Source organism: Micromonospora pallida (genome assembly GCF_900090325.1).
Taxonomy (GTDB): Bacteria; Actinomycetota; Actinomycetes; order Mycobacteriales; family Micromonosporaceae; genus Micromonospora; species Micromonospora pallida.
The window spans coordinates 6951000-6974428 of the sequence record NZ_FMHW01000002.1; the positions used below are offsets into that span (position 1 = coordinate 6951000).

The 23429-nt window shown below is 72.1% G+C and carries 19 protein-coding genes and 1 pseudogene; 10 read left to right on the top strand and 10 right to left on the bottom strand.

The genetic code is table 11. The features are described from left to right. Positions 1 to 231 precede the first annotated feature (231 nt). Positions 232 to 579 carry a chorismate mutase gene (locus tag GA0074692_RS29815; RefSeq protein WP_091650515.1) on the bottom strand — a complete coding sequence of 116 codons (348 nt, stop codon included), beginning with the start codon at positions 577 to 579 and terminating at the stop codon, positions 232 to 234. Between the two features lie 312 nt (positions 580 to 891). On the opposite strand from GA0074692_RS29815, the gene pcrA reads away from it, so the two are divergent. After that, positions 892 to 3327 carry a DNA helicase PcrA gene (pcrA, locus tag GA0074692_RS29820; protein ID WP_091650517.1) on the top strand — a complete coding sequence of 812 codons (2436 nt, stop codon included), beginning with the start codon at positions 892 to 894 and terminating at the stop codon, positions 3325 to 3327. Between the two features lie 9 nt (positions 3328 to 3336). On the opposite strand, the gene GA0074692_RS29825 is transcribed toward pcrA, so the two are convergent. The 3 genes from GA0074692_RS29825 to GA0074692_RS29835 form a co-directional block, all read right to left on the bottom strand. Next, on the bottom strand, positions 3337 to 4533 hold the full coding sequence (locus GA0074692_RS29825) for an MFS transporter (protein WP_245730513.1): 1197 nt from the start codon (positions 4531 to 4533) through the stop codon (positions 3337 to 3339). A 615-nt stretch (positions 4534 to 5148) separates the two neighbouring features. Next, positions 5149 to 5955, bottom strand: a complete 807-nt coding sequence (locus tag GA0074692_RS29830; protein ID WP_091654298.1) for a M23 family metallopeptidase — start codon at positions 5953 to 5955, stop codon at positions 5149 to 5151. A gap of 274 nt (positions 5956 to 6229) precedes the next feature. Then, positions 6230 to 6946, bottom strand: a complete 717-nt coding sequence (locus tag GA0074692_RS29835) for a M23 family metallopeptidase (RefSeq protein WP_091650521.1) — start codon at positions 6944 to 6946, stop codon at positions 6230 to 6232. A gap of 405 nt (positions 6947 to 7351) precedes the next feature. On the opposite strand from GA0074692_RS29835, the gene icmB reads away from it, so the two are divergent. The 3 genes from icmB (at position 7352) to sucD (ending at position 10532) form a co-directional block, all read left to right on the top strand. Next, a complete protein-coding gene (gene icmB, locus GA0074692_RS29840) occupies positions 7352 to 7756 on the top strand; it encodes a coenzyme B12-dependent isobutyryl CoA mutase small subunit (RefSeq protein WP_091650524.1) in 405 nt (134 codons plus the stop codon). 707 nt (positions 7757 to 8463) lie between these two features. Then, positions 8464 to 9642, top strand: a complete 1179-nt coding sequence (sucC, locus tag GA0074692_RS29845) for an ADP-forming succinate--CoA ligase subunit beta (protein WP_091650529.1) — start codon at positions 8464 to 8466, stop codon at positions 9640 to 9642. A 2-nt stretch (positions 9643 to 9644) separates the two neighbouring features. Beyond that, on the top strand, positions 9645 to 10532 hold the full coding sequence (gene sucD / locus GA0074692_RS29850; RefSeq protein ID WP_091650532.1) for a succinate--CoA ligase subunit alpha: 888 nt from the start codon (positions 9645 to 9647) through the stop codon (positions 10530 to 10532). Positions 10533 to 10604: 72 nt separating this feature from the next. On the opposite strand, the gene GA0074692_RS29855 is transcribed toward sucD, so the two are convergent. Further along, positions 10605 to 10883, bottom strand: coding sequence for a hypothetical protein (locus GA0074692_RS29855; protein WP_091650537.1), 279 nt, complete (start codon positions 10881 to 10883; stop codon positions 10605 to 10607). A gap of 160 nt (positions 10884 to 11043) precedes the next feature. Between GA0074692_RS29855 and GA0074692_RS29860 the strand changes: the two genes are divergently transcribed. Further along, positions 11044 to 12342, top strand: coding sequence for a cell division protein PerM (locus GA0074692_RS29860; protein WP_091650539.1), 1299 nt, complete (start codon positions 11044 to 11046; stop codon positions 12340 to 12342). A gap of 59 nt (positions 12343 to 12401) precedes the next feature. On the opposite strand, the gene GA0074692_RS29865 is transcribed toward GA0074692_RS29860, so the two are convergent. Then, positions 12402 to 13070 carry a DUF4190 domain-containing protein gene (locus GA0074692_RS29865; RefSeq protein ID WP_091650543.1) on the bottom strand — a complete coding sequence of 223 codons (669 nt, stop codon included), beginning with the start codon at positions 13068 to 13070 and terminating at the stop codon, positions 12402 to 12404. A gap of 43 nt (positions 13071 to 13113) precedes the next feature. After that, a complete protein-coding gene (locus tag GA0074692_RS29870; RefSeq protein WP_091650549.1) occupies positions 13114 to 13407 on the bottom strand; it encodes a CD225/dispanin family protein in 294 nt (97 codons plus the stop codon). Positions 13408 to 13615: 208 nt separating this feature from the next. Here GA0074692_RS29870 and purN point away from each other — a divergent pair, with 208 nt between their 5' ends. From purN to GA0074692_RS29895, 5 genes are all read left to right on the top strand, one after another. Then, positions 13616 to 14233, top strand: a complete 618-nt coding sequence (purN, locus tag GA0074692_RS29875; protein ID WP_091650556.1) for a phosphoribosylglycinamide formyltransferase — start codon at positions 13616 to 13618, stop codon at positions 14231 to 14233. Further along, positions 14230 to 15801, top strand: coding sequence for a bifunctional phosphoribosylaminoimidazolecarboxamide formyltransferase/IMP cyclohydrolase (gene purH / locus GA0074692_RS29880; protein WP_091650560.1), 1572 nt, complete (start codon positions 14230 to 14232; stop codon positions 15799 to 15801). Before purN ends, purH begins: the two co-directional genes overlap by 4 nt. Positions 15802 to 16101: 300 nt before the next feature. After that, entirely contained in the window at positions 16102 to 16977 is an 876-nt protein-coding gene (locus GA0074692_RS29885) for a bifunctional methylenetetrahydrofolate dehydrogenase/methenyltetrahydrofolate cyclohydrolase (RefSeq protein WP_091650564.1), read from the top strand. A gap of 80 nt (positions 16978 to 17057) precedes the next feature. Beyond that, positions 17058 to 18008 (top strand): malate dehydrogenase, encoded by a 951-nt coding sequence (locus GA0074692_RS29890; protein ID WP_091650567.1) that lies wholly within the window; start codon positions 17058 to 17060, stop codon positions 18006 to 18008. A 178-nt stretch (positions 18009 to 18186) separates the two neighbouring features. Further along, on the top strand, positions 18187 to 19404 hold the full coding sequence (locus tag GA0074692_RS29895; protein ID WP_091650570.1) for an NADP-dependent isocitrate dehydrogenase: 1218 nt from the start codon (positions 18187 to 18189) through the stop codon (positions 19402 to 19404). Between the two features lie 286 nt (positions 19405 to 19690). Here the strand turns inward: GA0074692_RS29895 and galT are convergent. The 3 genes and pseudogenes from galT to cysC all read right to left on the bottom strand — a co-directional run bounded on the left by galT (position 19691) and on the right by cysC (position 23266). After that, positions 19691 to 20766 (bottom strand): annotated as a pseudogene (gene galT, locus GA0074692_RS29900) (galactose-1-phosphate uridylyltransferase). Further along, on the bottom strand, positions 20763 to 21578 hold the full coding sequence (locus tag GA0074692_RS29905; protein WP_091650573.1) for a DeoR/GlpR family DNA-binding transcription regulator: 816 nt from the start codon (positions 21576 to 21578) through the stop codon (positions 20763 to 20765). The pseudogene galT and the gene GA0074692_RS29905 overlap by 4 nt, the downstream one beginning before the upstream one ends. A 158-nt stretch (positions 21579 to 21736) precedes the next feature. Then, complete coding sequence (gene cysC, locus GA0074692_RS29910) at positions 21737 to 23266, bottom strand: adenylyl-sulfate kinase (protein WP_091654301.1); 1530 nt, start codon at positions 23264 to 23266, stop codon at positions 21737 to 21739. Positions 23267 to 23429: the final 163 nt, after the last annotated feature.

Here is a 23429-nt window from a genome sequence, read left to right on the forward strand (position 1 = left end):
GCGCCGTTGTCCCGGCCACCTGTACCGGGCCAGCGGTGAAAGGAAGTGCCTCCTCAGGTCCGGGGCGTCGGTCATTCGGCCGGCGCCCCGGATCTGTGTCGACTGCCGCCCCGGCCGGCCGCATGGCGACCGTCGCCGAAACCGAGCGGCTTCCGGTGGAGCGGTCCTCGCCGAAACCGGCCGGCTTCCGGTGAGGCGGTCCTCACCCCGGCGGCAATGCCGCCCGACGGCTCAGAGCGGCCCGCGGCCGGCGCGCAGCAGCAGGAGGGCGAGTTGGACGCCGTCGGCGCCCAGGGCGGTCCGGAAGCGTTCCAGGATCGCCTGCTCCCGGGAGAGCACCAGCCGGGTGCCGCCGGAGGCCATCCGGGTCCGGCCGACCTGCTGCGACAGCCCGGCCCGTTCCTGCCAGAGATCGATCAACTGTTGGTCGATCTCGTCGATCCGCTCCCGGATGGCGACGATCCGGGCCGCCGCGCCCGGCTCCTGCGTACCGGTCTGCGCCGCGGGCCGGTCACCCTGTTCGCCCGGCCGCGCCGTCCCGGTCGACTCCCCGTTCTGTTCCACCACGTCTGTCATCATCGGGTACCTCTCGCACTGTGGTGCCCGGTGCCCGGATCCCGGGACGAAAAAGCCCCGGACTCCAGGAGCCCGGGGCCTTCGTAGGTCTGGTCGATCAGGCGTGACCTACGGCTGCCGGACTCCCGGAGCCGTAGTAAAAGTAGTAACGCCGACCGAACACGCCGTCGAGTATGCCCATCCGGTGGCCCGGGGCGCAAGCGCGCCGCAGTCCGGTCGAACCGTTTACGCAGCCGCAGGTCAGCGGCGCCACGCATGGGTCCGGAGCGCACCGCGGCGGGAAGTGTCGGCCCGGCGGCATAGACTCGCCGTGCGATGCATGCTCTCTTTGAAATCCCCCCACGCCAGCCCACGCCGGGGTCCCAGCCCACGCCGGGGGCCCCGTCCGCCGTGCCGCGCCACGCCGGCTCCGGTCCGTCCCGGCCCGATCCGGAGGGTCTGCTCGCCGGGCTGAACGGGCCCCAGCGGGAGGCGGTCACCCACGCCGGGTCGCCGCTGCTGATCGTGGCCGGCGCCGGCTCGGGCAAGACCCGGGTGCTGACCAACCGGATCGCGTACCTGCTCGCCGCGCGGGACGTGCACCCGGGCGAGATCATCGCGATCACCTTCACCAACAAGGCCGCCGGGGAGATGAAGGAGCGGGTGACCGCCCTGGTCGGTCCGCGTGCCCGGCTGATGTGGGTGTCGACCTTCCACTCCGCCTGCGTGCGGATCCTGCGGGCCGAGCACGAGCACGCCAGGCTGAAGTCCACCTTCTCGATCTACGACGCCGACGACTCCCGCCGGCTGATGCAGCTCGTCGCCCGGGAGTTGGACCTCGACCCGAAGCGATACCCGGCCCGAGGGCTGGCCGCCCAGGTCTCCAACCTTAAGAACGAACTGGTCGACCCGGAGGCGTTCGCCGACCGGGCCAAGGGGCCCAACGAGCGGGCGCTCGCCGAGGCGTACACCCTCTACCAGCGGCGGCTGCGCGAGGCGCACGCGTTGGACTTCGACGACCTGATCATGACGACGGTGCACCTGCTCCAGTCGCACCCGCACGTCGCGGAGAGCTACCGCCGCCGGTTCCGGCACGTGCTGGTCGACGAGTACCAGGACACCAACCACGCCCAGTACGTGCTGATCAAGGAGCTGGTCTCCGGCACCGAAGGGCTCGAGCCGGCCGAACTCTGCGTGGTCGGCGACGCCGACCAGTCGATCTACGCCTTCCGGGGCGCGACGATCCGCAACATCCTCGAGTTCGAGCGGGACTTCACCGACGCCCGGACGATCCTGCTGGAGCAGAACTACCGCTCCACCCAGACCATCCTCAGCGCGGCCAACGCGGTCATCGACCGGAACACCTCCCGCAAGCCCAAGCGGCTGTGGAGCGACGCGGGGGACGGCGAGCAGATCGTCGGGTACGTCGCGGACACCGAGCACGCCGAGGCGGACTGGGTGGCCCGGGAGATCGACCGGCTGGTCGACGCGGGCGACACCCGCCCCGGTGACGTGGCGGTCTTCTACCGCACCAATGCCCAGTCCCGGGTCTTCGAGGAGGTCTTCATCCGGGTCGGCCTGCCGTACAAGGTCGTCGGCGGGGTGCGCTTCTACGAGCGCAAGGAGGTCCGCGACGCGCTCGCCTACCTGCGCGCGGTGGTCAACGAGGACGACACGGTCAGCACCCGCCGCATCCTCAACACTCCGCGCCGGGGGATCGGTGACCGGGCCGAGGCGTGCCTGGAGGCGCTGGCCGCCCGGGATCGGATCTCCTTCGGCGCGGCCCTGCGCCGGGCGAAGGACGCCCCGGGCATCTCCACGCGGGCGGCGAACGCGATCACCGAGTTCGTGGCGCTCCTCGACGGGGTGCGCGAGCTGGCCGCCACCGGCACGCCGGAAGAGGCGCTGGAGGCGCTGCTGACCCGCTCGGGCTACCTGGCCGAGCTGGAGGAGAGCCTGGACCCGCAGGACGCCGGCCGGGTGGACAACCTCCAGGAACTGGTCAGCGTCGCCCGGGAGTACACCGAGCGGGTCGAGGCGCTCGGTGCCGAGGGGGAACGCGCCACCGTGGCCGGGTTCCTGGAGCAGGTCGCGCTGGTCGCCGACGCCGACCAGATTCCCAGCGATGATCCGGACCACCAAGGCGTGGTCACCCTGATGACCCTGCACACCGCCAAGGGCCTGGAGTTCCCGGTGGTCTTCCTCAGCGGCCTGGAGGACGGCGTCTTCCCGCACCTGCGCGCCCTCGGCGACACCCGGGAGCTGGAGGAGGAGCGGCGGCTGGCGTACGTCGGCATCACCCGGGCCCGGCAGCGTCTCTACCTCTCCCGGGCGGTCACCCGCACCGCGTGGGGGCAGCCGGCCTACAACCCGCCGTCGCGCTTCGTGGAGGAGCTGCCGACCGAGCTGGTCCGCTGGGAGCGCACCGAGGGTTCCTACACCTCCTGGGCCGGTGGGGGCGGCGGGGTCGGCGGCCGGGCGGGCACCGGTGACCGGTTCGACGCCGGTCGCGGCGGTGGCTTCACCGGCGGTACGCCTCGCGCGGCCCAGCTCGCCAAGCGGCTCGGCGTGGACGGCAGTCGCCTCGCCACGGCCAGCGAGCTGCCGCAGGCACCCAAGGTGGCGGTCGGCGACCGGGTCAACCACCAGCGATACGGGCTGGGTCGGGTGACCGCCGTCGAGGGACACGGGCCGGGCGCGCGGGCGCAGATCGACTTCGGCGACCAGAAGCTGTGGCTGGTGCTCCGGCACGCCCCCATCGAGAAGCTCTGACCGGCCGGGTCACCCCACGGCGTGGCGAGCCGGTCGGACGAACGCCACGAACACCGCCAGGGCGACCACCTGGATGCCGGCCACGGCGCCGACCACGGCGGTGACCGAGTACTCGTACAGGGTGCCGGTGAGCAGCCCACCGACCAGGGTCGCCCCGCCCAGGCCGGCGGCGAAGATCCCGTAGGCGGTGCCCCGCCGGTCGGCCGGGACGATGTCGGCGATGGCCGCCCGCATGGTGGACTCCTGGATGCCGAGCACGGCCCCCCAGGCCAGGACACCGGCGACCGCGGTCGCCCAGGTGGTGGTGAACGCGGCCAGCGGGATCAGGGCGGTCAGCACGGGTACGGCGGCCAGGATCCGGACGCCGACCCGGTCGTACAGCCACCCGGAGGCCAGGGCGGCGACCGCGTCGACGCCCATCGCGGCGGCGTACACGACCGGGACCACCGCCACCGGTACGACGTGGCGGGTGGCGAGGTGGAAGCTGAGCACGCCGAAGGTGGCGTAGCCGGCCGTGGTCAGCACCGTGAACGTCAGATAGGTCCAGAACACCCGGGGCAGCCGTCCGCCGGACGGGGCGGTTGTCGGAGCGGCTGGCCGGCGCGGTTCGAAGCGCGCCGGATCGGGCACACTGGCGCGTAGCCAGAACAGCAGGAGCAGCGCGGCCACGGCGGGTACGGCCAGGGCGAGGAACGCGGGCCGGTAGTGGTGGGCGGTGCCGGCCAGTACGGCGGCGACCAGCAACGGTCCGGCGACCCCACCGGCCTGGTCGAGCGCCTCGTGGACGGCGAAGCCCTTGCCCCGGCCGACGGCGGTGGCGGCGTGGGAGAGCATCACGTCCCGGGCCGGGCCACGGATCGCCTTGCCGGCGCGTTCCGCGACGAACAGGGACGCGGCCAGCCAGAGCGCGGTGGTCAGCCCCAGCGTGGGCACCGCCACCATGGTCACGGCGTAACCGATCATGACGAGCGGCCAGTAGGCCCGGGTGCGGTCGGTGAGGGGGCCGGTGGCTAGTCGCCCGACCAGGGCGGACGCCTCTCCGACGCCGGTGACCAGCCCGACCAGGGCTGCGGATGCGCCGAGGGTGGCCAGGTAGGGCCCGATGACCGAGCGGGCGCCCTCGTACACCATGTCGGAGAGCAGACTGACCACGCCGAACACGGTCACGAACCGCCACGGCGTCCACCTGACCGTGCGTACCCTCACTGGTGCAGTCTGGCCGACCTGGCCGCCGCCCGGGCCTGGACCGACCGAGCCGCTGCCGTTGGTCTACCCCTTTGGGCTGCGGAAACGGGGCGGATCGTCGGCGGACCGCAAGCGCCTTGTCGCGCCCATCCCACCCATCGTTCATCGGCTGTTCGGGGGTCGCCGGCAGGCTCGGGACGCAAACCGAACCGCCTAGCCAGGCTGGGAGCTCAACCGTATGCGCAAGACCGTACTACCGTTCCGATCCAACCCGGTGCGACGCCGGAAACCGTCCATGCTGGGGGCCGTGACCGCCGGCCTGGCCCTGTCCCTCGCGGCGGCCTCGACGGCCGGCGCGGCAGGATCGGAGCCTCTACAACGGCGGCGACGCGCTCTGGCGCTACCTGGAGAAGTCGTCGCCGGTGAGCCCGCCGGCGCTGGGCCGGGCGAAGCCCGTTCCGGCCGTTTGACCCGTCCCGACCGGGATCCCCCGGCCCTGGTTCCGCACGCTGTCGTGCCGAGCCGGGGCCGGGCGGCGTCCCGGGGTCTGTCCGTGATCGTGGTGCCGGACGGCCCTCCCGGGGGGCCCTCCGGCACCACGATCCGCCGCGCTGCCGGGCGGCGTCTCAGCCCGGGTCAGCAGCCGAGATCGACGCCACGGGCCCGCATGAACGGGGCCGGGTCGATCTGGTTCCACATGCCCTGGTGCACTTCGAAGTGCAGGTGCGGGCCGGTCGAGTCGCCGGTGGAGCCCTCCTTGCCGATGGTGGTGCCGGCGCTGACCTTCGCGCCGACCGAGACGACAGTCGCGCTGAGGTGGGCGTACTGGGTCAGGTAGCCGTTGCCGTGGTCGACGAAGATCGAAATGCCGTAACCGTCGCCGACGTCGCCGGCCTTGACCACGGTGCCGGCGGCGGCGGCCCGGACCGGCGTGCCGGACGGGAGGGCCAGGTCGATGCCGGCGTGCAGGGTGCCCCACCGCTGCCCGTAGCAGGACGTGACGGGTGCGTTGGGCATCGGGTTGACCCACGACGCCTTCGGCTTGGCGGCTGTCGTCCGGGTGGACTTCGGGGCGGCGGTGGCCTTCTGAGTGGTGCTGGCCCGGGGCTTCGGGGTGGTGCTGGGGCTGGGGCTGGCCGAGGTCGGGGCGGGCGTCGGGGTGGTCGCGGTCGCCGAGGGAGTGACCGGCGGGCGATCGGCGCGGTCGGCCCGCGCGGCGGCCGCGGCGCGCTCCTCGGTGTCGAGGGCGACCGTGGTCGGGGCGGGGGAGTCGTCGGAGCCGGTGGCGATCACGGTCACGCCGGTGAGGCCGAGGCCGACCAGGGCGGCCGCACCCGCGACGAGGTACCGGGTCCGGCGCCGACGCTGCCGGAGCCGGACGACACGGGACGGGACGGACTCGTCACGGCTGTTCTCGTTCTGGCTGAAGCTGTCTTCCTGCACGGTGACCTTCACAGTCGGGTGGGCTACGGGACCTGGAAATCGTCGGCGGTTGGCCGACGCGAGCGATCCCTGGGTCCGGCTGCGGCTCGACGCGGGAAGGGTGCTGCTGCCCGGCTATGTCCCTGTGTGGCGGTGTACGCCCCTATAAGTGATCATGCTGGGTGGTGCCCTTGCTCACACCCACTGGAGTGGCGCAGATCACTTTGGTCGAGGTTTGCGCACAGAAAACCGCCCGGGTCGGCGGACCCGGGCGGTAAACGATCGTTGCGCTACGTCAGGAGGCGGCTACGTCGCTGTAGATTGCCTCGACTTGTAGCTTGATGTCCACTCCGCGCTCCTGGAGCCACGGCACCGGGTCGAGTGGTTCGCCCTTGACGTGGAGTTCGAGGTGCAGGTGGGAGCCGTACGAGTGGCCGGTGTTGCCGACCAGGCCGAGTTGGTCGCCGGCCTTCACCTGCTGGCCCTCCTGCACGCTGACCAGGGAGGAGTGGCCGTAGATGGCCTCACTGCCGTCGGCGTGCCGGACGATCACCGTGTAGCCGTACCCGCCGTACCAGCCGGCCTTGGTGACCGTGCCGTCGTGGATGGAGACGTACGGGGTGCCCTCCGGGGCGACCAGGTCGATGCCGGTGTGCAGCTCGCCCCAGTGCATGCCGTACGGGGTGGTGAACTCGTAGCCCTGGAGGGGCAGCAGCCAGACCTCGGGCTCGGCGGCCTCGTCGGCGGCGAGGCGGGTGGTGTCCCGGCTGGCGCGCTCGGCGTCGCTGGCCCGGTCGGCGAAGTCCTGGCTGGTGACAGATGCCTGCCGCAGCTCGTCGAGAGCCGAGGGGCTGACGCCCTTGGCGTCGGGCATCGCGCTGGCACCGAGGGCGACGAGACCTGCGCCGACGAAGGCGGTGGTGACGACAGCGGCGTAACGGCTCCGGGGTGGAGTGGGTACCCGGCGACGACCGCGATATCTATCGGGCTCATCCAACAGGCGCTGGCGCACGCACACCCTCCGTTGTCGGGTTTCCGATGCGGCTTCGTCGGGTTCGTGACGCTCAGCTGAACTCCGACTGGCCGCGTCGTCACCCGTCCGTGGACCTGATGACAACCGTGGACACGGTAGCCAACCCCCGGACGCCCCACAAGCCGGAGCGCCATATTCAAGTTTTGTTTTGTCCAGTTGGGTGATGAGTTAGTGCGATTCGTCACCTTTGCTATTCGCCCTCGTTAGCGCATTTTCGTTGCTCTGCGTCATCACTACGCTGCGGATGTCCGATCGACGTGAGGCATGCCACCCATCGATGGATCGTTGGTCGGATTTCCCGACGGGGGTCCGTCGGTTACCGTTCGTTCAGGTGATCTGCCGCCGAGCATGTGGAACCGCCGAGCCTGTGAAAGGTGTGCGCTGATGAGCTCTCGTATTCGGGTCGTCGTCGCGAAGCCGGGCCTGGACGGGCACGACCGGGGTGCCAAGGTGGTCGCACGCGCCCTGCGCGACGCCGGCATGGAGGTCATCTACACCGGGCTGCACCAGACGCCGGAGCAGATCGTGGAGACGGCGATCCAGGAGGACGCCGACGCGGTCGGGCTCTCCGTGCTCTCCGGCGCGCACATGACGCTCTTCCGCCGGGTGCTGGAACTGCTCGCCGAGCGGGATGCCCGGGACATTGTCGTCTTTGGCGGGGGCATCATTCCGGAGGCCGACCTCCCCGAGCTGGAGCGGCTCGGCGTGGCGCAGATCTTCACCCCGGGCGCGACCACCCAGGCGATCGTCGAGTGGGTCCGGGACAACATCGCCCAGCCGGTCGGCTGACCCGGGCAGTGCCGGCGCGCCACCCACTCGGCCACTGAACGGCGAGGCAGGCTGAACGGCGAAGCAGCCTGAACAGCGAGGCAGGCTGAACGGCGAGGCGAAGGAACAGCGGCGGGAGACTCCCGGTCCCGACGGGTCGGAAACGGGGGGAGGGACCGGACGCACCCCTCACACGTCCGGCCCCTCTATGCACGATGCCCCGCCGCCACCCCTCGACCGACAGGGCATCGGCCGTCTCCCGTCATCGCGCTGACCAGCGCTCCGACACTTCACTCAACGACCCCTCGCACCAGGGGTTACGCCCTCGCGCGGCAAGTTTTGGCCGACCCGGCGGACCGGCGGCCCTGCCCCGCCCCGCCGCCCCCGTCGCCCCGCGTCGTCGCGCCACGCCGCCCCGCGCCGTCGCGCCGCCCCGATCCGCCGCCCCGCGCCGACCTTCGCCCCGTCGCCGGCGTCCGTCACTCCGCACGTCGCGCGCCTCGCGCCGACTGCTGCCGCCCGCCGTCCCGCCGCCTCCTGCCCGGCGTCCGTCGCCCCGCACGTCACTGTGCGTTTCGGCACACCACGCACCCGCTCGGTTGCCCGTGGTGGCCTGCTCGTTAGGCTGCCGCAAACGGCCTGTCTTCTGTGACGGCAGGCGTCAAGCTTTTTCCAACGCTGGTGGCGGCGCGACGGCGCGCCGCGGAGACGGGACGGGACGCGCAATCGTGGACCTGTACGAATACCAGGGGCGGGACCTGTTCGAGCGGCACGGGCTGCCCGTGCTCGCCGGCGGCGTCGCGACGACCCCGGAGGAGGCACGCGCGATCGCCGAGCGCCTTGGCGGGCGGGTGGTCGTCAAGGCCCAGGTGAAGGTCGGTGGCCGAGGCAAGGCCGGCGGCGTGAAGTTGGCCGAGGGCACCGACGAGACGGTGGCCCGGGCCACCGACATCCTCGGCATGGACATCAAGGGCCACACCGTCCACAAGGTCATGATCACGGTGACCGCGGACATCGCCGAGGAGTACTACTTCTCGTACCTGCTCGACCGCGCGAACCGCACCTTCCTGTGCATCGCCAGCGTGGCCGGGGGGATGGACATCGAGCAGGTCGCCGCCGAGACCCCGGATAAGGTCGTCAAGGCCCCGATCGACGCCAACATCGGGGTGGACGAGGCCAAGGCGCGGGAGATCGTCGCCGCCGCCGGGTTCCCGGCCGAGGTGGCCGACCAGGTCGTCGCGATCGCCGTCCAGCTCTGGCAGGCGTTCGTCGCCGAGGACGCCACGCTGGTCGAGGTCAACCCGCTGGCCCGGACGGCGGACGGCACCGTCCTCGCGCTCGACGCCAAGGTGACCCTGGACGAGAACGCGGCCTTCCGGCACCCGGACCACGAGGCCCTGGTCGACCAGGCGACGGTGGACCCGCTGGAGCAGCGGGCCAAGGAGAAGGACCTCAACTACGTCAAGCTCGACGGCGAGGTCGGCATCATCGGCAACGGCGCGGGTCTGGTCATGTCGACCCTCGACGTGGTGGCGTACGCCGGTGAGCGGCACGGCAACGTCAAGCCGGCGAACTTCCTCGACATCGGCGGTGGCGCGAGCGCCGCGGTGATGGCGAACGGCCTGGAGATCGTCCTGTCCGACCCGTCGGTCAAGAGCGTCTTCGTGAACGTCTTCGGCGGCATCACCGCCTGCGACGAGGTCGCCAACGGCATCATCCAGGCGCTGTCCCTGCTCGAGCAGCGCGGCGAGAAGGTCACCAAGCCGCTCGTGGTCCGTCTCGACGGCAACAACGCGGAGGCCGGTCGGGCGATCCTCGACGGCGCGAAGAACCCGCTCGTCGAGCGGGTCGACACCATGGACGGCGCGGCCGAGCGGGCCGCCGAGCTGGCGGCTGCGGGGGTCTGACAATGGCGATCTGGCTGACCAAGGACTCGAAGGTCATCGTCCAGGGGATGACCGGTTCCGAGGGTTCCAAGCACACCCGGCGGATGCTCGCCGCCGGCACCAACGTCGTCGGCGGGGTCAACCCGCGCAAGGCCGGGCAGACCGTCGACTTCGACGGCACCGAGCTGCCGGTGTTCGCCAGCGTCGCCGACGCCATGGCGCAGACCGGTGCCGACGTCACGGTGATCTTCGTACCGCCGCAGTTCACCAAGGGCGCGGTGGTCGAGGCGATCGACGCGGGCATCCCGCTGGCCGTGGTGATCACCGAGGGCGTCCCGGTGCACGACACCGCCGCCTTCTGGGCGTACAACGTGGCCCAGGGTGAGCGCACCCGGATCATCGGCCCGAACTGCCCGGGCATCGCCTCGCCGGGCGCCTCCAACGCCGGCATCATCCCGGCCGACATCACCGGCACCGGCCGGATCGGCCTGGTCAGCAAGAGCGGCACGCTGACCTACCAGATGATGTACGAGCTGCGGGACATCGGCTTCTCGACCTGCGTCGGCATCGGTGGCGACCCGATCATCGGCACCACCCACATCGATGCGCTGGCCGCCTTCGAGGCCGACCCGGACACCGACGCCATCGTGATGATCGGTGAGATCGGCGGCGACGCCGAGGAGCGGGCCGCCGAGTTCATCAAGGCCAACGTGACCAAGCCGGTGGTCGGCTACATCGCCGGCTTCACCGCGCCCCCCGGCAAGACCATGGGGCACGCCGGCGCGATCATCTCCGGCTCGGCGGGCACCGCCGACGCCAAGAAGGAGGCGCTGGAGGCGGTCGGCGTCAAGGTCGGCAAGACGCCGACCGAGACCGCCAAGCTGATGCGGGAGATCATGTCCGCCGGCTGAGCCGACGACACGTACCCAGAAGGGGGCCGACCGGACGGGCGGCCCCCTTCGTGTTGTCGTGGCACCAGGTCGTCAGTAGTTGCCGGAGTTGCCGAAGCCGCCGAGCGGGTAGTTGCCGGTGGCCCGCAGGACCGCGCTGCCGATGATGTTGATCACGCCGAGTGCGATGGCCAGCCAACCGAGCACCGGCGACTGCCCGTACCGCCGGGCGTCGCGGATCGACAGGTAGCCGAAGACGATCCCCAGGATGCCGCAGCACAGCAGGCCGAGGACGATGCCGAGTACGCCCCAGAGGGTGGTCCGGTTCTTACCGGCGGCGGGCGGCGGGGGCGGGGCGTAGGGAGCGGACACGGCTTCCTCCGGAACGGTCGGGGCCACGGCCGCGGAAGGCCGCGCCTGCGCCGAGGTTAGACCGGGTGTACCGTCCCGGGCGGAAGGATCAGCGAACTCGTCCCGATCCGCCGGGTTATCGGACTGCCCCCGCTCGTCCGGCGTGCCAGAGTAGAACCCGATGACCTCCATCACCCCTGATCAGCCCCGCCGTTCCGCCGACGTCGATTCCGACGACCGGCCGACCGGTCGCGCCGGTCCGGTTCCCCGGACGCGTGGCCGGGGACCTGGCGCGTCCGACCGGCCCGGCGCGTCCCGCCGCCGGCATGCCCCGCTGGCCGTCGCCGCAGTGGTGGCCGCCGGCTGGGCCGCCCTCACCTCGTACCTGCCGGTCGTCGTGGTGCTCGGGCTGATCCAGCTCAGCGAGGACGCCGCGTCGCTGACCGGCGCGCTCCGCGCCGGTCTGGCCGGCTGGCTGCTCGGCCACGGGGTGCCACTCGGCACCAGCGCCGGCCCGCTCGGCCTCGTCCCGCTGACCCTGACCGCCCTGGTGGTCTGGCGGTTGACCCGGGCCGGGGTGCACACCACCCGGGCACTGGGCGCGCGGGGCAGCCGACAGCTCCGTCCGGCGTTCGTCGCGGCCGGCGCGGTGGGTCTCGGGTACGCGCTGCTCGGTGTGCTCGCCGCGACCGGTGCCGACAGCGGCGGGACGGGGGCGTCCCCGTTCCGGGCCGGGGTGACCCTCGGTGCCGTCGGTGCGGTCGCCGCCCTGGTCGGCGCGTTGCGGACCACGGGCGTCCCCGACGACCTGGTCCGGCGGGTGCCCACCGGGCTGCACGACGGGGTCCGCACCGGTCTGGTCGCCGGACTGCTGCTGGTCGGGGCCGGGGCGGGGTCCGCCGGGCTGGCCATCGCCACCGGTGGCGGGGACGCCGCCGACATGATCGGCGCGTACCAGACGGGGGTGGCCGGGCAGGCCGGAATCACCCTGGTCAGCCTCGCCTACGCGCCGAACGTCGCGATCTGGGCGACGAGCTACCTGCTCGGTCCCGGCTTCGCCGTGGGCACCGACACGGCGGTACGCACCAGCGAGGTCTCCGTCGGCGCGCTGCCGACCGTACCGCTGCTCGCCGGCCTGCCACGCGGACCGGTCGACGGGGTCGGGGCGGTACTGCTCGCGGTGCCGGTCCTGATCGGGATGGCGGCCGGCTGGCTGCTCGCCCGTCGGCTGCTGCGGTCGGCCGCCGACGACCGGACGCCTGCGGCCTGGGGGCCGCTGCTCGGCGCGGCGGCGCTGGCCGGTCCGGTGGCCGGGCTGCTGGTGGGCACGGCGGCGGCGGTCTCCGGCGGTCCGCTCGGCGGCGGCCGGCTCGCCGAGGTCGGGCCGCTGGCCTGGCAGGTGACCGCCGTGGCCACCGCGGTCGTGGCGGTCGGCGCCGTGATCGGTGCCGCGGCCACCCGCGCCTTCACCCGTCCCTAGTCGAACGGGGGCGGGGCGGCCGGATTCCTCCGGCCGCCCCGCCCCCGTTGGCTGTCGGGTCAGGACAGGTTCAGCGAGCCCAGGTTCAGCGCGACACCGAGCACCGCGTTGAGCAGTCCGATGACGATGCCCACCGCGCCGGTGATCAGACCGGCCGTCGCCTGGCCCTTGTTGCTGGCCAGGCCCTGGGCGGCCTTCTTCTGGCCCATGACGCCCAGCACCACGGCGGCGACACCGAGGATGATGCCGAGGAACGCGCAGCAGATCGCGAAGACGACCGAGGCGATACCGGCGATCATGCCGATCAGGCCGAGGTTGTTGTTCTGCGGCGTCGGGCCGAACTGACCGTACTGACCCGCCGGGTAACCCGGTGCCGCACCGTACGGCTGCTGCTGCGCGTACGGGTCCCCGTACGGCTGCCCGGAGATGGGCTGCCCGTACGGCTGGCCGGAGGTGGGCTGCCCGTACGGCTGGCCGGAGGTGGGCTGCCCGTACGGCTGCCCCGACGTCGGCGGCTGCCCGTACGGCTGCCCGGAGGCGGGCGACCCGTACGGATCCGGCTGCTGCTGACCGTACGGTGCCTGCGGCTGCTGACCGTACGGGTCGTGCGGCTGCTGGCCGTACGGTGCCTGCGGCGGCTGGGCGTACGGGTCGGAGTACTGCGGCGAGGTCGGGTCCGACGGCGGCTGCTGGCCGTACGGGTCCTGACCGGGGTTACCGGGCTGCATACGGGCTGCTCTCCTTACGGTACGGCGTTGGGAGGGTCAGTCGTCAGACGGTTGTGTCAGCGCCCATCAGCCCGCCGAGGCCACCCAGCACGCAGCAGATCAGGGAGATGACGTACCAGACGACGCCGATGATGATGGCCCACTTCGACCACTTCTTGCTCTCCGCGGCGGCGGCCTGGGCCGCCGCGTAGTTGCCCTGCTGCACCAGGGGGTTGACCTTGGAGGCGTTGATCAGGGCGGGGATGGCGAGCGGCCAGAAGAGGAAGATCGCCACGATCGACATGGTCATGTTGTTGTTGATCTGCTGCGGCGGCTGGGGCTGGTATCCGGGCTGCATGGGGTGAACTCCTTGATCGGGGACCGCGAACCGGGGCCACCCGCGGAGGGGGCGTCGGCCGTTCGCGCGTCGAGTATCGAGCGACGGCAGAGTACCTGTTCGGGACGACAAGCGTGATCACCGGCGGTGCCCGGTCTCACGGACAGGACCGGCTGGTGGTGGGCCGACCAGCGGAGGAGGGCCGTCACCGGCCCGATAGGGTGACCTGGTGACCGAGCCTGCGTCCGCCCGCATCGTCGTCCTCGTCTCCGGTTCCGGCAGCAACCTTCAGGCCCTGTTGGACGTCAGCACCGACCCGGCGTACGGAGCCCGGGTGGTCGCGGTCGGCGCCGACCGGGACGGCATCGCCGGGTTGGACCGGGCCACGGCCGCCGGGGTGCCCACCTTCGTCGAGAGGGTGAAGGACCACCCCACCCGCGAGGACTGGGACGCCGCGCTCACCGCCCGGGTCGCCGAACACCGCCCCGACCTGGTCGTGTCCGCGGGTTTCCTGAAGCTCGTCGGCCCGCACTTCCTGGCCGCCTTCGGGGACCGCTACCTCAACACCCACAACACCCTGCTGCCGGCCTTCCCCGGCATCCACGGGCCCCGGGACGCCCTCGCCTACGGCGTCAAGGTCACCGGTGCGACCCTGTTCTTCGTCGACGCGGGTATGGACACCGGGCCGATCGTGGCCCAGGTCGCGGTGCCGGTCCTCGACGGCGACGACGAGGAGGCGCTCACCGAGCGCATCAAGTCCGCCGAGCGGCGGCAGCTGGTCGAGCAGGTCGGCCGCCTGGTCCGCGAAGGCTGGACGATCACCGGAAGAAAGGTCACGATTCCGTGAGTTCCCCTGAGGACGGACGCCGGCCGATCCGGCGGGCGTTGGTCAGCGTCTACGACAAGAACGGGCTCGTCGAGCTGGCCCGGGCCCTGCACGCCGCCGGCGTCGAGCTGGTCTCCACCGGCAGCACCGCGGCCACGATCGCCGGTGCCGGGGTGCCGGTGACCGCCGTCGAGACGGTGACCGGGTTCCCGGAGATCCTCGACGGCCGGGTCAAGACCCTGCACCCGAAGATCCACGGCGGCCTCCTGGCCGACCTGCGCAAGGACTCGCACGCCGCCCAGCTCGACGAGCACGGCATCGTCGGCATCGACCTGCTGGTCTCCAACCTGTACCCGTTCCAGGCCACGGTCGCCTCCGGCGCGGGCGTCGACGAGTGCGTCGAGCAGATCGACATCGGCGGGCCGGCGATGGTCCGGGCCGCCGCCAAGAACCACGCCTCGGTGGCCGTGGTGACCGATCCGGCGGCGTACCCGATGGTGCTGGCCGCCCTCGACTACGGCGGCTTCTCGCTGGCGCAGCGCCGCGCGCTCGCCGCCCGCGCCTTCGCCGACATCGCCGAGTACGACGTGGCCGTGGCGAACTGGTGTGCCGTCCAGCTCGACCCGGAGGGCACCGAGTGGCCCGCCTTCGCCGGGCTGGGGCTACGCGCCCAGCGGGCGCTGCGCTACGGCGAGAACCCGCACCAGCAGGCCGCCCTCTACCTCGACCCGGACGCCCCGGCCGGGCTGGCGCAGGCCGAGCAGTTGCACGGCAAGGAGATGTCGTACAACAACTACGTCGACGCGGACGCCGCCTGGCGGGCGGCGAACGACTTCGTCGACCAGCCGGCCGTGGCGATCATCAAGCACGCCAACCCGTGCGGCATCGCGGTCGGCGCGGACGTGGCCGACGCGCACCGCAAGGCGCACGCCTGCGACCCGGTTTCGGCGTACGGCGGGGTGATCGCGGTCAACCGGCCGGTCACCGTGGAGCTGGCCAAGCAGGTCGCGGAGATCTTCACCGAGGTCCTGGTCGCTCCGGAGTTCGAGGCGGGCGCGGTCGAGGTGCTCCAGGCCAAGAAGAACCTGCGCCTCCTGCGCGCCCCGGCCTGGGCCCCACCGCCCGCCGAGTGGCGGCAGGTCGGCGGCGGCGTACTGGTGCAGACGGCCGACCGGGTGGACGCGCCCGGCGACGACCCGACCGCCTGGCGCCTGGTGGCCGGCGAGCCGGCCGACGACGACCTCCTGCGTGACCTGGCCTTCGCCTGGCGGGCGGTGCGGTCGGTCAAGAGCAACGCCATCCTGCTGGCCGCCGACGGCGCGACCGTCGGGGTCGGCATGGGGCAGGTCAACCGGGTCGACTCGGCCCACCTGGCGGTCAACCGGGCCGGGGCCGACCGGGCCCGGGGTTCGGTCGCGGCCTCCGACGCGTTCTTCCCGTTCGCGGACGGGCTCAAGGTGCTGGTCGACGCGGGTGTGCGCGCCGTCGTGCAGCCCGGCGGTTCGATCCGGGACGACGAGGTGATCGCCGCCGCCACCGAGGCCGGCGTCACCATGTACCTCACCGGCACCCGGCACTTCTTCCACTGACGCTCCACCGACGGTCGCCGGCCGTTGCGCACAGTCGCCGCCGGCCCGCTGACGGCGGGCTCCTCGGGTGCCTGCAGGGGTCCCCTACTACCGGATTTTGCGTAGCAGGGGTCCCCTGCAACCAACCCAGCCGGCACCCCACACCCAGCGCGTCGGGCGGGGAAAGTGACGGAGGGTGAGTGCCGGTACGTGTTCCGGCCGCCCGTCGCAGTCCTGGATCGCCCCAGGTCGACGCGGGTGGGACGGGCACAACGAACGGGTCGGCGGAACCTCGGGTGCCGGGCGTGAGACGATCGGGGAGTGACGGCGACGATCCTGGACGGCAAGGCGACCGCAGCGGAGATCAAGGACGAGCTGCGGGTGCGGGTCAAGGCACTGGCGGAGCGGGGCATCACCCCCGGCCTGGGTACGGTCCTGGTCGGTGCCGACCCCGGCTCCCAGGCGTACGTCAACGGCAAGCACCGAGACTGCGCCGAGGTGGGTATCGCCTCGATCCGGCGTGAACTGCCCGCCGACGCCACCCAGGAGCAGGTCGACGCGGTCCTCGCCGAGCTGAACGCCGACCCGGCCTGTCACGGCTACATCGTCCAGCTCCCGCTGCCGAGCCACCTGGACACTCAGCGGGCGCTGGAGCTGATCGACCCGGAGAAGGACGCCGACGGCCTGCACCCGGTCAACCTGGGCCGGCTGGTGCTCGGCTACGACGGCCCGCTGCCCTGCACCCCGCGCGGCATCGTGGAGCTGCTCCGCCGGTACGACGTACCACTGCGGGGGGCGAACGTCGCCCTGGTCGGCCGGGGCAACACCGTCGGCCGTCCGCTCGGCCTGCTGCTCACCCGGCGCAGCGAGAACGCGACGGTGACGCTCTGCCACACCGGGACCCTCGACCTCGCCGCGCACACCCGGGGAGCCGACATCGTGATCGTGGCCGCCGGGGTGCCGGGCCTGCTCACCGCCGACATGGTGCGCCCCGGCACGGTGGTGGTCGACGTGGGCATCACCCGGGTGATCGGCGCGGACGGCAAGGGCCGCTACACCGGTGACGTCGCCCCCGAGGTGGCCGAGGTGGCCGGCGCGTTGGTCCCGATGCCCGGTGGGGTGGGGCCGATGACCCGGGCGATGCTGCTGACCAACGTGGTCGAGCGGGCCGAGCGGTTGGTGCCGACTACGTCATAACCGTCCGCCCCTGGCCGGTCCGGTGCCACCATGACTGATACGGTCCGGAAAACCGACTGGTAGCAGGGAGTGGGACGACCATGGGTAAGAAGGTCACTGTCGTCGGGGCCGGCTTCTACGGCTCCACCACCGCGCAGCGCCTGGCCGAGTACGACGTCTTCGACACCGTTGTGATCACCGACATCGTCGACGGCAAGCCCGCCGGCCTCGCCCTCGACCTCAACCAGTCGCGGGCGGTGGAGGGCTTCGAGACCAAGGTCGTCGGCGTCACCACCGGCCCCAACGGCGAGGGCTACGAGGCGATCGAGGGCTCGGACGTCGTCGTGATCACCGCCGGCCTGCCCCGTAAGCCGGGCATGAGCCGGATGGACCTGCTGGAGACCAACGCCAAGATCGTTCGCCAGGTCTCCGAGAACGTCGCCCGGTACGCCCCGAACGCCGTGGTCATTGTCGTGTCCAACCCGCTCGACGAGATGACCGCGCTGGCCCAGATCGCCACCGGCTTCCCGAAGAACCGGGTGCTCGGCCAGGCCGGCATGCTCGACACCGCCCGGTTCACCAACTTCGTCGCCGAGGCGCTCAGCGTGCCGGTGAAGTCGGTGACGACCCTCACCCTGGGCTCGCACGGCGACACCATGGTCCCGGTCCCGTCCCGCAGCACCGTCGACGGCAAGCCGCTGCGCGACGTGATGCCGGCCGAGCAGATCGAGGAGCTGGTGGTCAAGACCCGCAACGGTGGTGCCGAGGTGGTCGCCCTGCTCAAGACCGGTTCGGCCTACTACGCGCCGTCGGCCGCCGCCGCTCGGATGGCCAAGGCGGTCGCCGAGGACTCCGGCGAGGTCATGCCGGTCTGCGCCTGGGTCGACGGCGAGTTCGGCATCTCCGGTGTCTACCTGGGCGTGGAGGCCGAGCTGGGGGCCGAGGGCGTGAAGCGGGTGGTCACCACCGAGTTGGACGCCGACGAGCTGGCCAGCCTGAAGGAGGCCGCCGAGGCGGTCCGCGCCAAGCAGTCCGACGTCGCCAACATGTGACCCTGCCGCGACGCTGATCCTCCGGCCCGCCGTCCCCCGCGATCCCCCGATCGCGGCGGGGCGGGCCGGAGGATCGTTGCTCTTCCGGGGGAGGTGGAGGGTGGGGTGCCGGGGGCTCGGCAAGTTCCAGTACGCTCGTACTGCTTGAGCATGTGTCCCCTGAGAGGAGCGCCGGCCGATGGCGAAGATCAAGGTAAACAACCCGGTCGTGGAGCTCGACGGCGACGAGATGACCCGGATCATCTGGAAGCAGATCCGGGAGCAGCTGATTCTGCCCTACCTCGACGTCGACCTCCACTACTACGACCTTTCGATCCAGTACCGCGACGAGACCGACGACCAGGTCACCGTCGACGCCGCCAACGCCATCAAGGAGCACGGCGTCGGTGTCAAGTGCGCCACCATCACGCCGGACGAGGCGCGGGTCGAGGAGTTCGGCCTGAAGAAGATGTGGCGCTCGCCGAACGGCACCATCCGGAACATCCTCGGCGGCGTGGTCTTCCGTGAGCCGATCATCATGTCGAACGTGCCGCGGCTCGTCCCCGGCTGGACCAAGCCGATCATCATCGGCCGGCACGCCCACGGCGACCAGTACAAGGCCAGCGACTTCGTCGTCCCCGGCCCGGGCACGGTGACCATCACCTACACCCCGACCGACGGCGGCGCGCCGGTCGAGATGGAGGTCGCCAACTTCCCCGGCGGCGGCATCGCGATGGGCATGTACAACTTCGACGAGTCGATCCGGGACTTCGCCCGTGCCTCGTTCCGGTACGGCCTGGACCGCGGCTACCCGGTCTACCTGTCGACCAAGAACACCATCCTCAAGGCGTACGACGGCCGGTTCAAGGACATCTTCGCCGAGGTGTTCGAGAACGAGTTCAAGGCCGAGTTCGACGCCGCCGGCATCACCTACGAGCACCGGCTGATCGACGACATGGTCGCCGCCGCGCTGAAGTGGGAGGGCGGCTACGTCTGGGCCTGCAAGAACTACGACGGTGACGTGCAGTCCGACACCGTCGCGCAGGGCTTCGGCTCGCTCGGCCTGATGACGTCCGTGCTGCTCTCCCCGGACGGCCGCACCGTCGAGGCGGAGGCCGCGCATGGCACCGTCACCCGGCACTACCGGCAGTGGCAGAAGGGCGAGAAGACCTCGACCAACCCGATCGCCTCGATCTACGCCTGGACCCGGGGCCTGGCCCACCGGGGCAAGCTGGACAACACCCCGGCGGTCACCGAGTTCGCCAACACCCTGGAGCAGGTCATCGTCGACACCGTCGAGGGCGGCCAGATGACCAAGGACCTGGCGCTGCTCATCGGGCGGGACGCCCCGTGGCTGACCACCGACGAGTTCATGAACGTCCTGGACGAGAACCTGGCGCGCAAGCTCGGCGCCTGATCCTCTCCCGTACCACCGGAGCCCGTCGGCAGTCGCCGGCGGGCTCCACCCGTTCCGCCTGGGTCGCCGCCGCCTCGGCGTCGACGGCCCGGCGTCACCGGACGCGCCGTCCGGTCGTTGACAGGCTGGACGTGATGCCAGTCGCGTCCAGGAAGGTTGACCCACGGTCGCCTGCGGTACGTGATCGAGTCAGCCAGCCTTCCCCGGCTGTCGCGCACAGCCAGCCGTCCCTTCCCAGCGGGGGGCCCTGTCCCGGGCCCCCCGCACCCTGTCCGGGTGGGGGAGGTCAGGTGGCGGTACGGAGGAGGTGGGCGGCCTGCTCGGGGGCGACGTCGCTGATGAAGACGCCCATCCCCGACTCGGTGCCGGCGAGGTACTTCAGCTTGTCCGCCGCCCGGCGGATGCTGAACACCTGTAGGTGCAGGTGGGCCAGGTCGCGGTCGACGCGTACCGGGGCCTGGTGCCAGGCCGCGATGTACGGCATCGGCAGGTCGAACAGGCCGTCGAACCGGCGCAGTACGTCCAGGTAGAGCGGACCGAAGGCGTCCCGCTCCGCGTCGGTCAGCGCCGGGAGGTCCGGCACCGGCCGGTGCGGGGCCAGGTGCACCTCGAACGGCCAGCGCGCCGCCGCCGGCACGTACGCCGTCCAGTGCTCGTTGCTCGCCACCACCCGCTCCCCGGCGGCCCGCTCGGCGGCGAGCACGTCCGCGTAGAGGTTGCCACCGGTGCGGTCGGCGTGCCGGCGGGCGGCGGCCAGCATCGCCCGGGTCCGGGGCGTGACGAACGGGAACGCGTAGATCTGGCCGTGCGGGTGGTGCAAAGTCACGCCGATCTCCACGCCCCGGTTCTCGAAGCAGAAGACCTGCTCGACGCCGGGCACCTCGGCCAGCGCGGCGGTCCGGTCGGCGAGCGCGTCGAGGACGGTCCGCACCCGGCCGGGCGGCAGGTCGACGAACGCGGCGTGGTGATCGTCGGTGAAGCAGACCACCTCGCAGCGGCCGAGCCCGGGCTGGATCTCGGTGAACGGGGTGATCGCCGGCGGCTCGTCGGCGATCCGCTGACTCAGCGCGGGGAACCGGTTCTCGAAGACCACCACGTCGTACCCGGAGGCCGGGATCTCGCTGAGCCGGTCGCCCCGGGAGGGACAGAGTGGGCACTGGTCGGCCGGGGGGAGGAAGGTACGGGTCTGCCGGTGCACGGCGACCGCCACCCACTCGTCGAGCAGCGGGTCGTAGCGGAGCTGTGACGCGGGCGGGGGCGGGGGAGTTCCCGCCGGTCCGGTGCGTCCCGGAGGACGTCGTCCCGCTCGTCGAAGTAGATCAGCTCACGGCCGTCGGCCAGCTTGGTGACCGTACGCTTCATGCCGGTGTCCCTTCGGTCGCCGCCGCGCGGTTACCCGTCGCCCGTTCCACGACGATCAGTTCCGTGACCCGCTCGCCGAGCACCCGGCGACCCTCCTCGGGCAGCCGGTCGTCGACCACCACGACGTCCGCGCAGCCCAGCTCGCCGATCGAGCAGAGGCCGACCAGACCCCACTTGGTGTGGTCGGCGAGCACCACCAGCCGGTCGGCGGAGGCCATCAGCGCCTGGTTGGTCTCCGCCTCCATCAGGTTCGGCGTGGTGTAGCCGGCCCGTTCGCTGATCCCGTGCACACCGAGGAAGAGCACGTCCAGGTGCAGGGAGCGGATCGCGGCCACCGCGAGCGGACCGACCAGCGCGTCGGAGGGCGTCCGTACGCCGCCGGTGAGGATCACCGACTGGTCCGACCGGCCGCCGGTGTGGAAGACCTCCGCCACCGGCAACGAGTTGGTCACCACGGTCAGCCCCGGCACGTCGACCAGGCGACGGGCCAGGGCGGCGGTGGTCGTCCCGGCGGAGAGGGCGACGGCCGCACCGGGGCGGACCAGCCGCGCGGCGTGCGTGGCGATGAGCCCCTTCTCGGCCGGCTGGCGCACCGACTTCGCGTCGAAGCCGGGTTCGTCGGCCGCCGAGGTGTCGGCCACCGTCGCCCCGCCGTGCACCTTGGCGAGCAGCCCCTGGGCGTCCAGCGCGTCCAGGTCCCGGCGGATGGTCATGTCGGAGACGCCGAACTCGGCCGCCAGTTCGCTGACCCGTACACCGCCGGTCGCCCGGACCCGCTCCAGGATGGCCGCTTGCCGCTGCCGCGCCAGCATCTCCAGCCTCCGCTTCCCGTGCCGTCCGCTTGCCGTGCCGTCCGCTTCCGGTGCCGTCCGCTACCCGTGCTGTCGGACGTTCTCGAACGCGTTCCAACAAAGACGAACACTAGCGCGAAGGATGCACCGCGCGATAGACAACCGGGACGCGCTCCAGGTCAGGCCGGTGACAGGCGGAGCTCGATCCAGCCCGTCTCGGTCAGCAGGTGCAGCACCTGCTGCACCGCCTCCTCGATGGAGATGTCCGAGGTGTCCACCACCAGGTCCGCGTCGGTCGGCTCCTCGTACGGGTCGTCGACGCCGGTCATGCCGGTGAGCAGCCCCGCCCGGGCCCGGGCGTAGAGGCCCTTGCGGTCCCGCTGCTCACAGACCTCCAGCGGGGTGGCGACGTGGACCAGCACGAAACCCGCGCCGGCCGCCGCCGCCATCTCCCGGGCGGTCGCCCGGGCCTGCTCGTACGGCGCGATCGGGCAGCAGATCGCCACCCCCCGGTGCCGGGCGATCTCGGCGGCCACCCAGCCGATCCGCCGGACGTTGAGATCCCGGTCGGCGCGGCTGAACGTCAACCCGGCGGAGAGTTCCCGGCGCACCACGTCGCCGTCGAGCAGGGTGATCGTCCGGTCCCCGGACTCCCGCAGCGCGTCGGCCAGGCCGCTGGCGATCGTCGACTTGCCCGACCCGGAGAGCCCGGTCAGGAAGACCACCAGTCCCCGGTGCCGCAGCGGCGGCTGGGCCCGGGCCAGCTCCTTCGCCACCGCCGGTGGGGTGTGCCACTCCGGCAGCGGGAAGCCCCGGTCCAGGTGGTCGTCGATCTCCGCCTGGCTGAACGCCAGCCGGCGGTTGCGCGGCGGGATGTCGTCCCGCCAGCGCCACTGTCCGTCCCGGTTGTCGTAGGCCAGTTCCCGGGGCACCAGCACCCGCAGCCCGGCCCCGGAGAGCATCTCCTGGGTGGAGAGCAGGTGGGTCACCCCGTACGCGGCGGAGACCCGGGCCCGCAGCAACGCGTCGCTGATCTCGTCCCGCCGCCGGGCCAGCGGCACGGTGATCAGGGTCGCTGGAGGCATCCGGTCCCGGGCGGCGAAGACCGCGCGGACCAGCGCCTCGGGCGGCAGCCCACCGCTGGCCTCCTCACCCACCGGGATCATCACCAGCAGGTGCGCGCCGAGCGTACGGGTCGCGTGTGCGATCTGGGCGAGTTGCGGCCGGTGCAGCGGGCGGTCCGCGATCACCCCGAGCACCCGCCCAGGGGGCAGCAGCGACCGCACCTCCTCGGGGGTGCGCCGCAGCCGCTGGAACGGGGCGTGGCCGCCGTCGCCGAGCCGGAGCACCGGGCCACCCAGCCCGGCGGTGCCGTCCCGACCCGGCCAGACGTCCTGTACGTCGAGCGCGGCGAGCGGAGCGCCCTCGCCGTCGGTGAGCACCAGCACCCGTTTCGCCGGGTCGTCCGGCCGTAGCCCGTCGGCCACCGTCGCCGGCACCTGGAGAGTCACCGCGACGGGCCACGGCGTCCCGTCGGCGAGTCGGCCCCGGCGGCTGAGCGAGGTCAGGTCGGCCCGGGTCATGAAGCCACTCAGGGGCGCGTACGCCCCACTGAGCAGCAGTTCCAGGTCGGCCAGTTCACCCGGGCGCGGTGTGAACACCGGCGCGTCCCGGAGCACGTCGTCGGGCAGCACCCAGCCGTTGCTCATCACACCCCCCACTCGCTGACCGGCACACAGTTTCGCAGCCGACCGGCGATCGGTCGAGAGCGCCACCCCACGATCGTGGCCGCCGGACCGTCGTACGGCGTCCGTCGCCGCCGTCCGGCGCGGGGGCCGCGAACCGTCCGACCGGATATCGACGCTGGTCAGC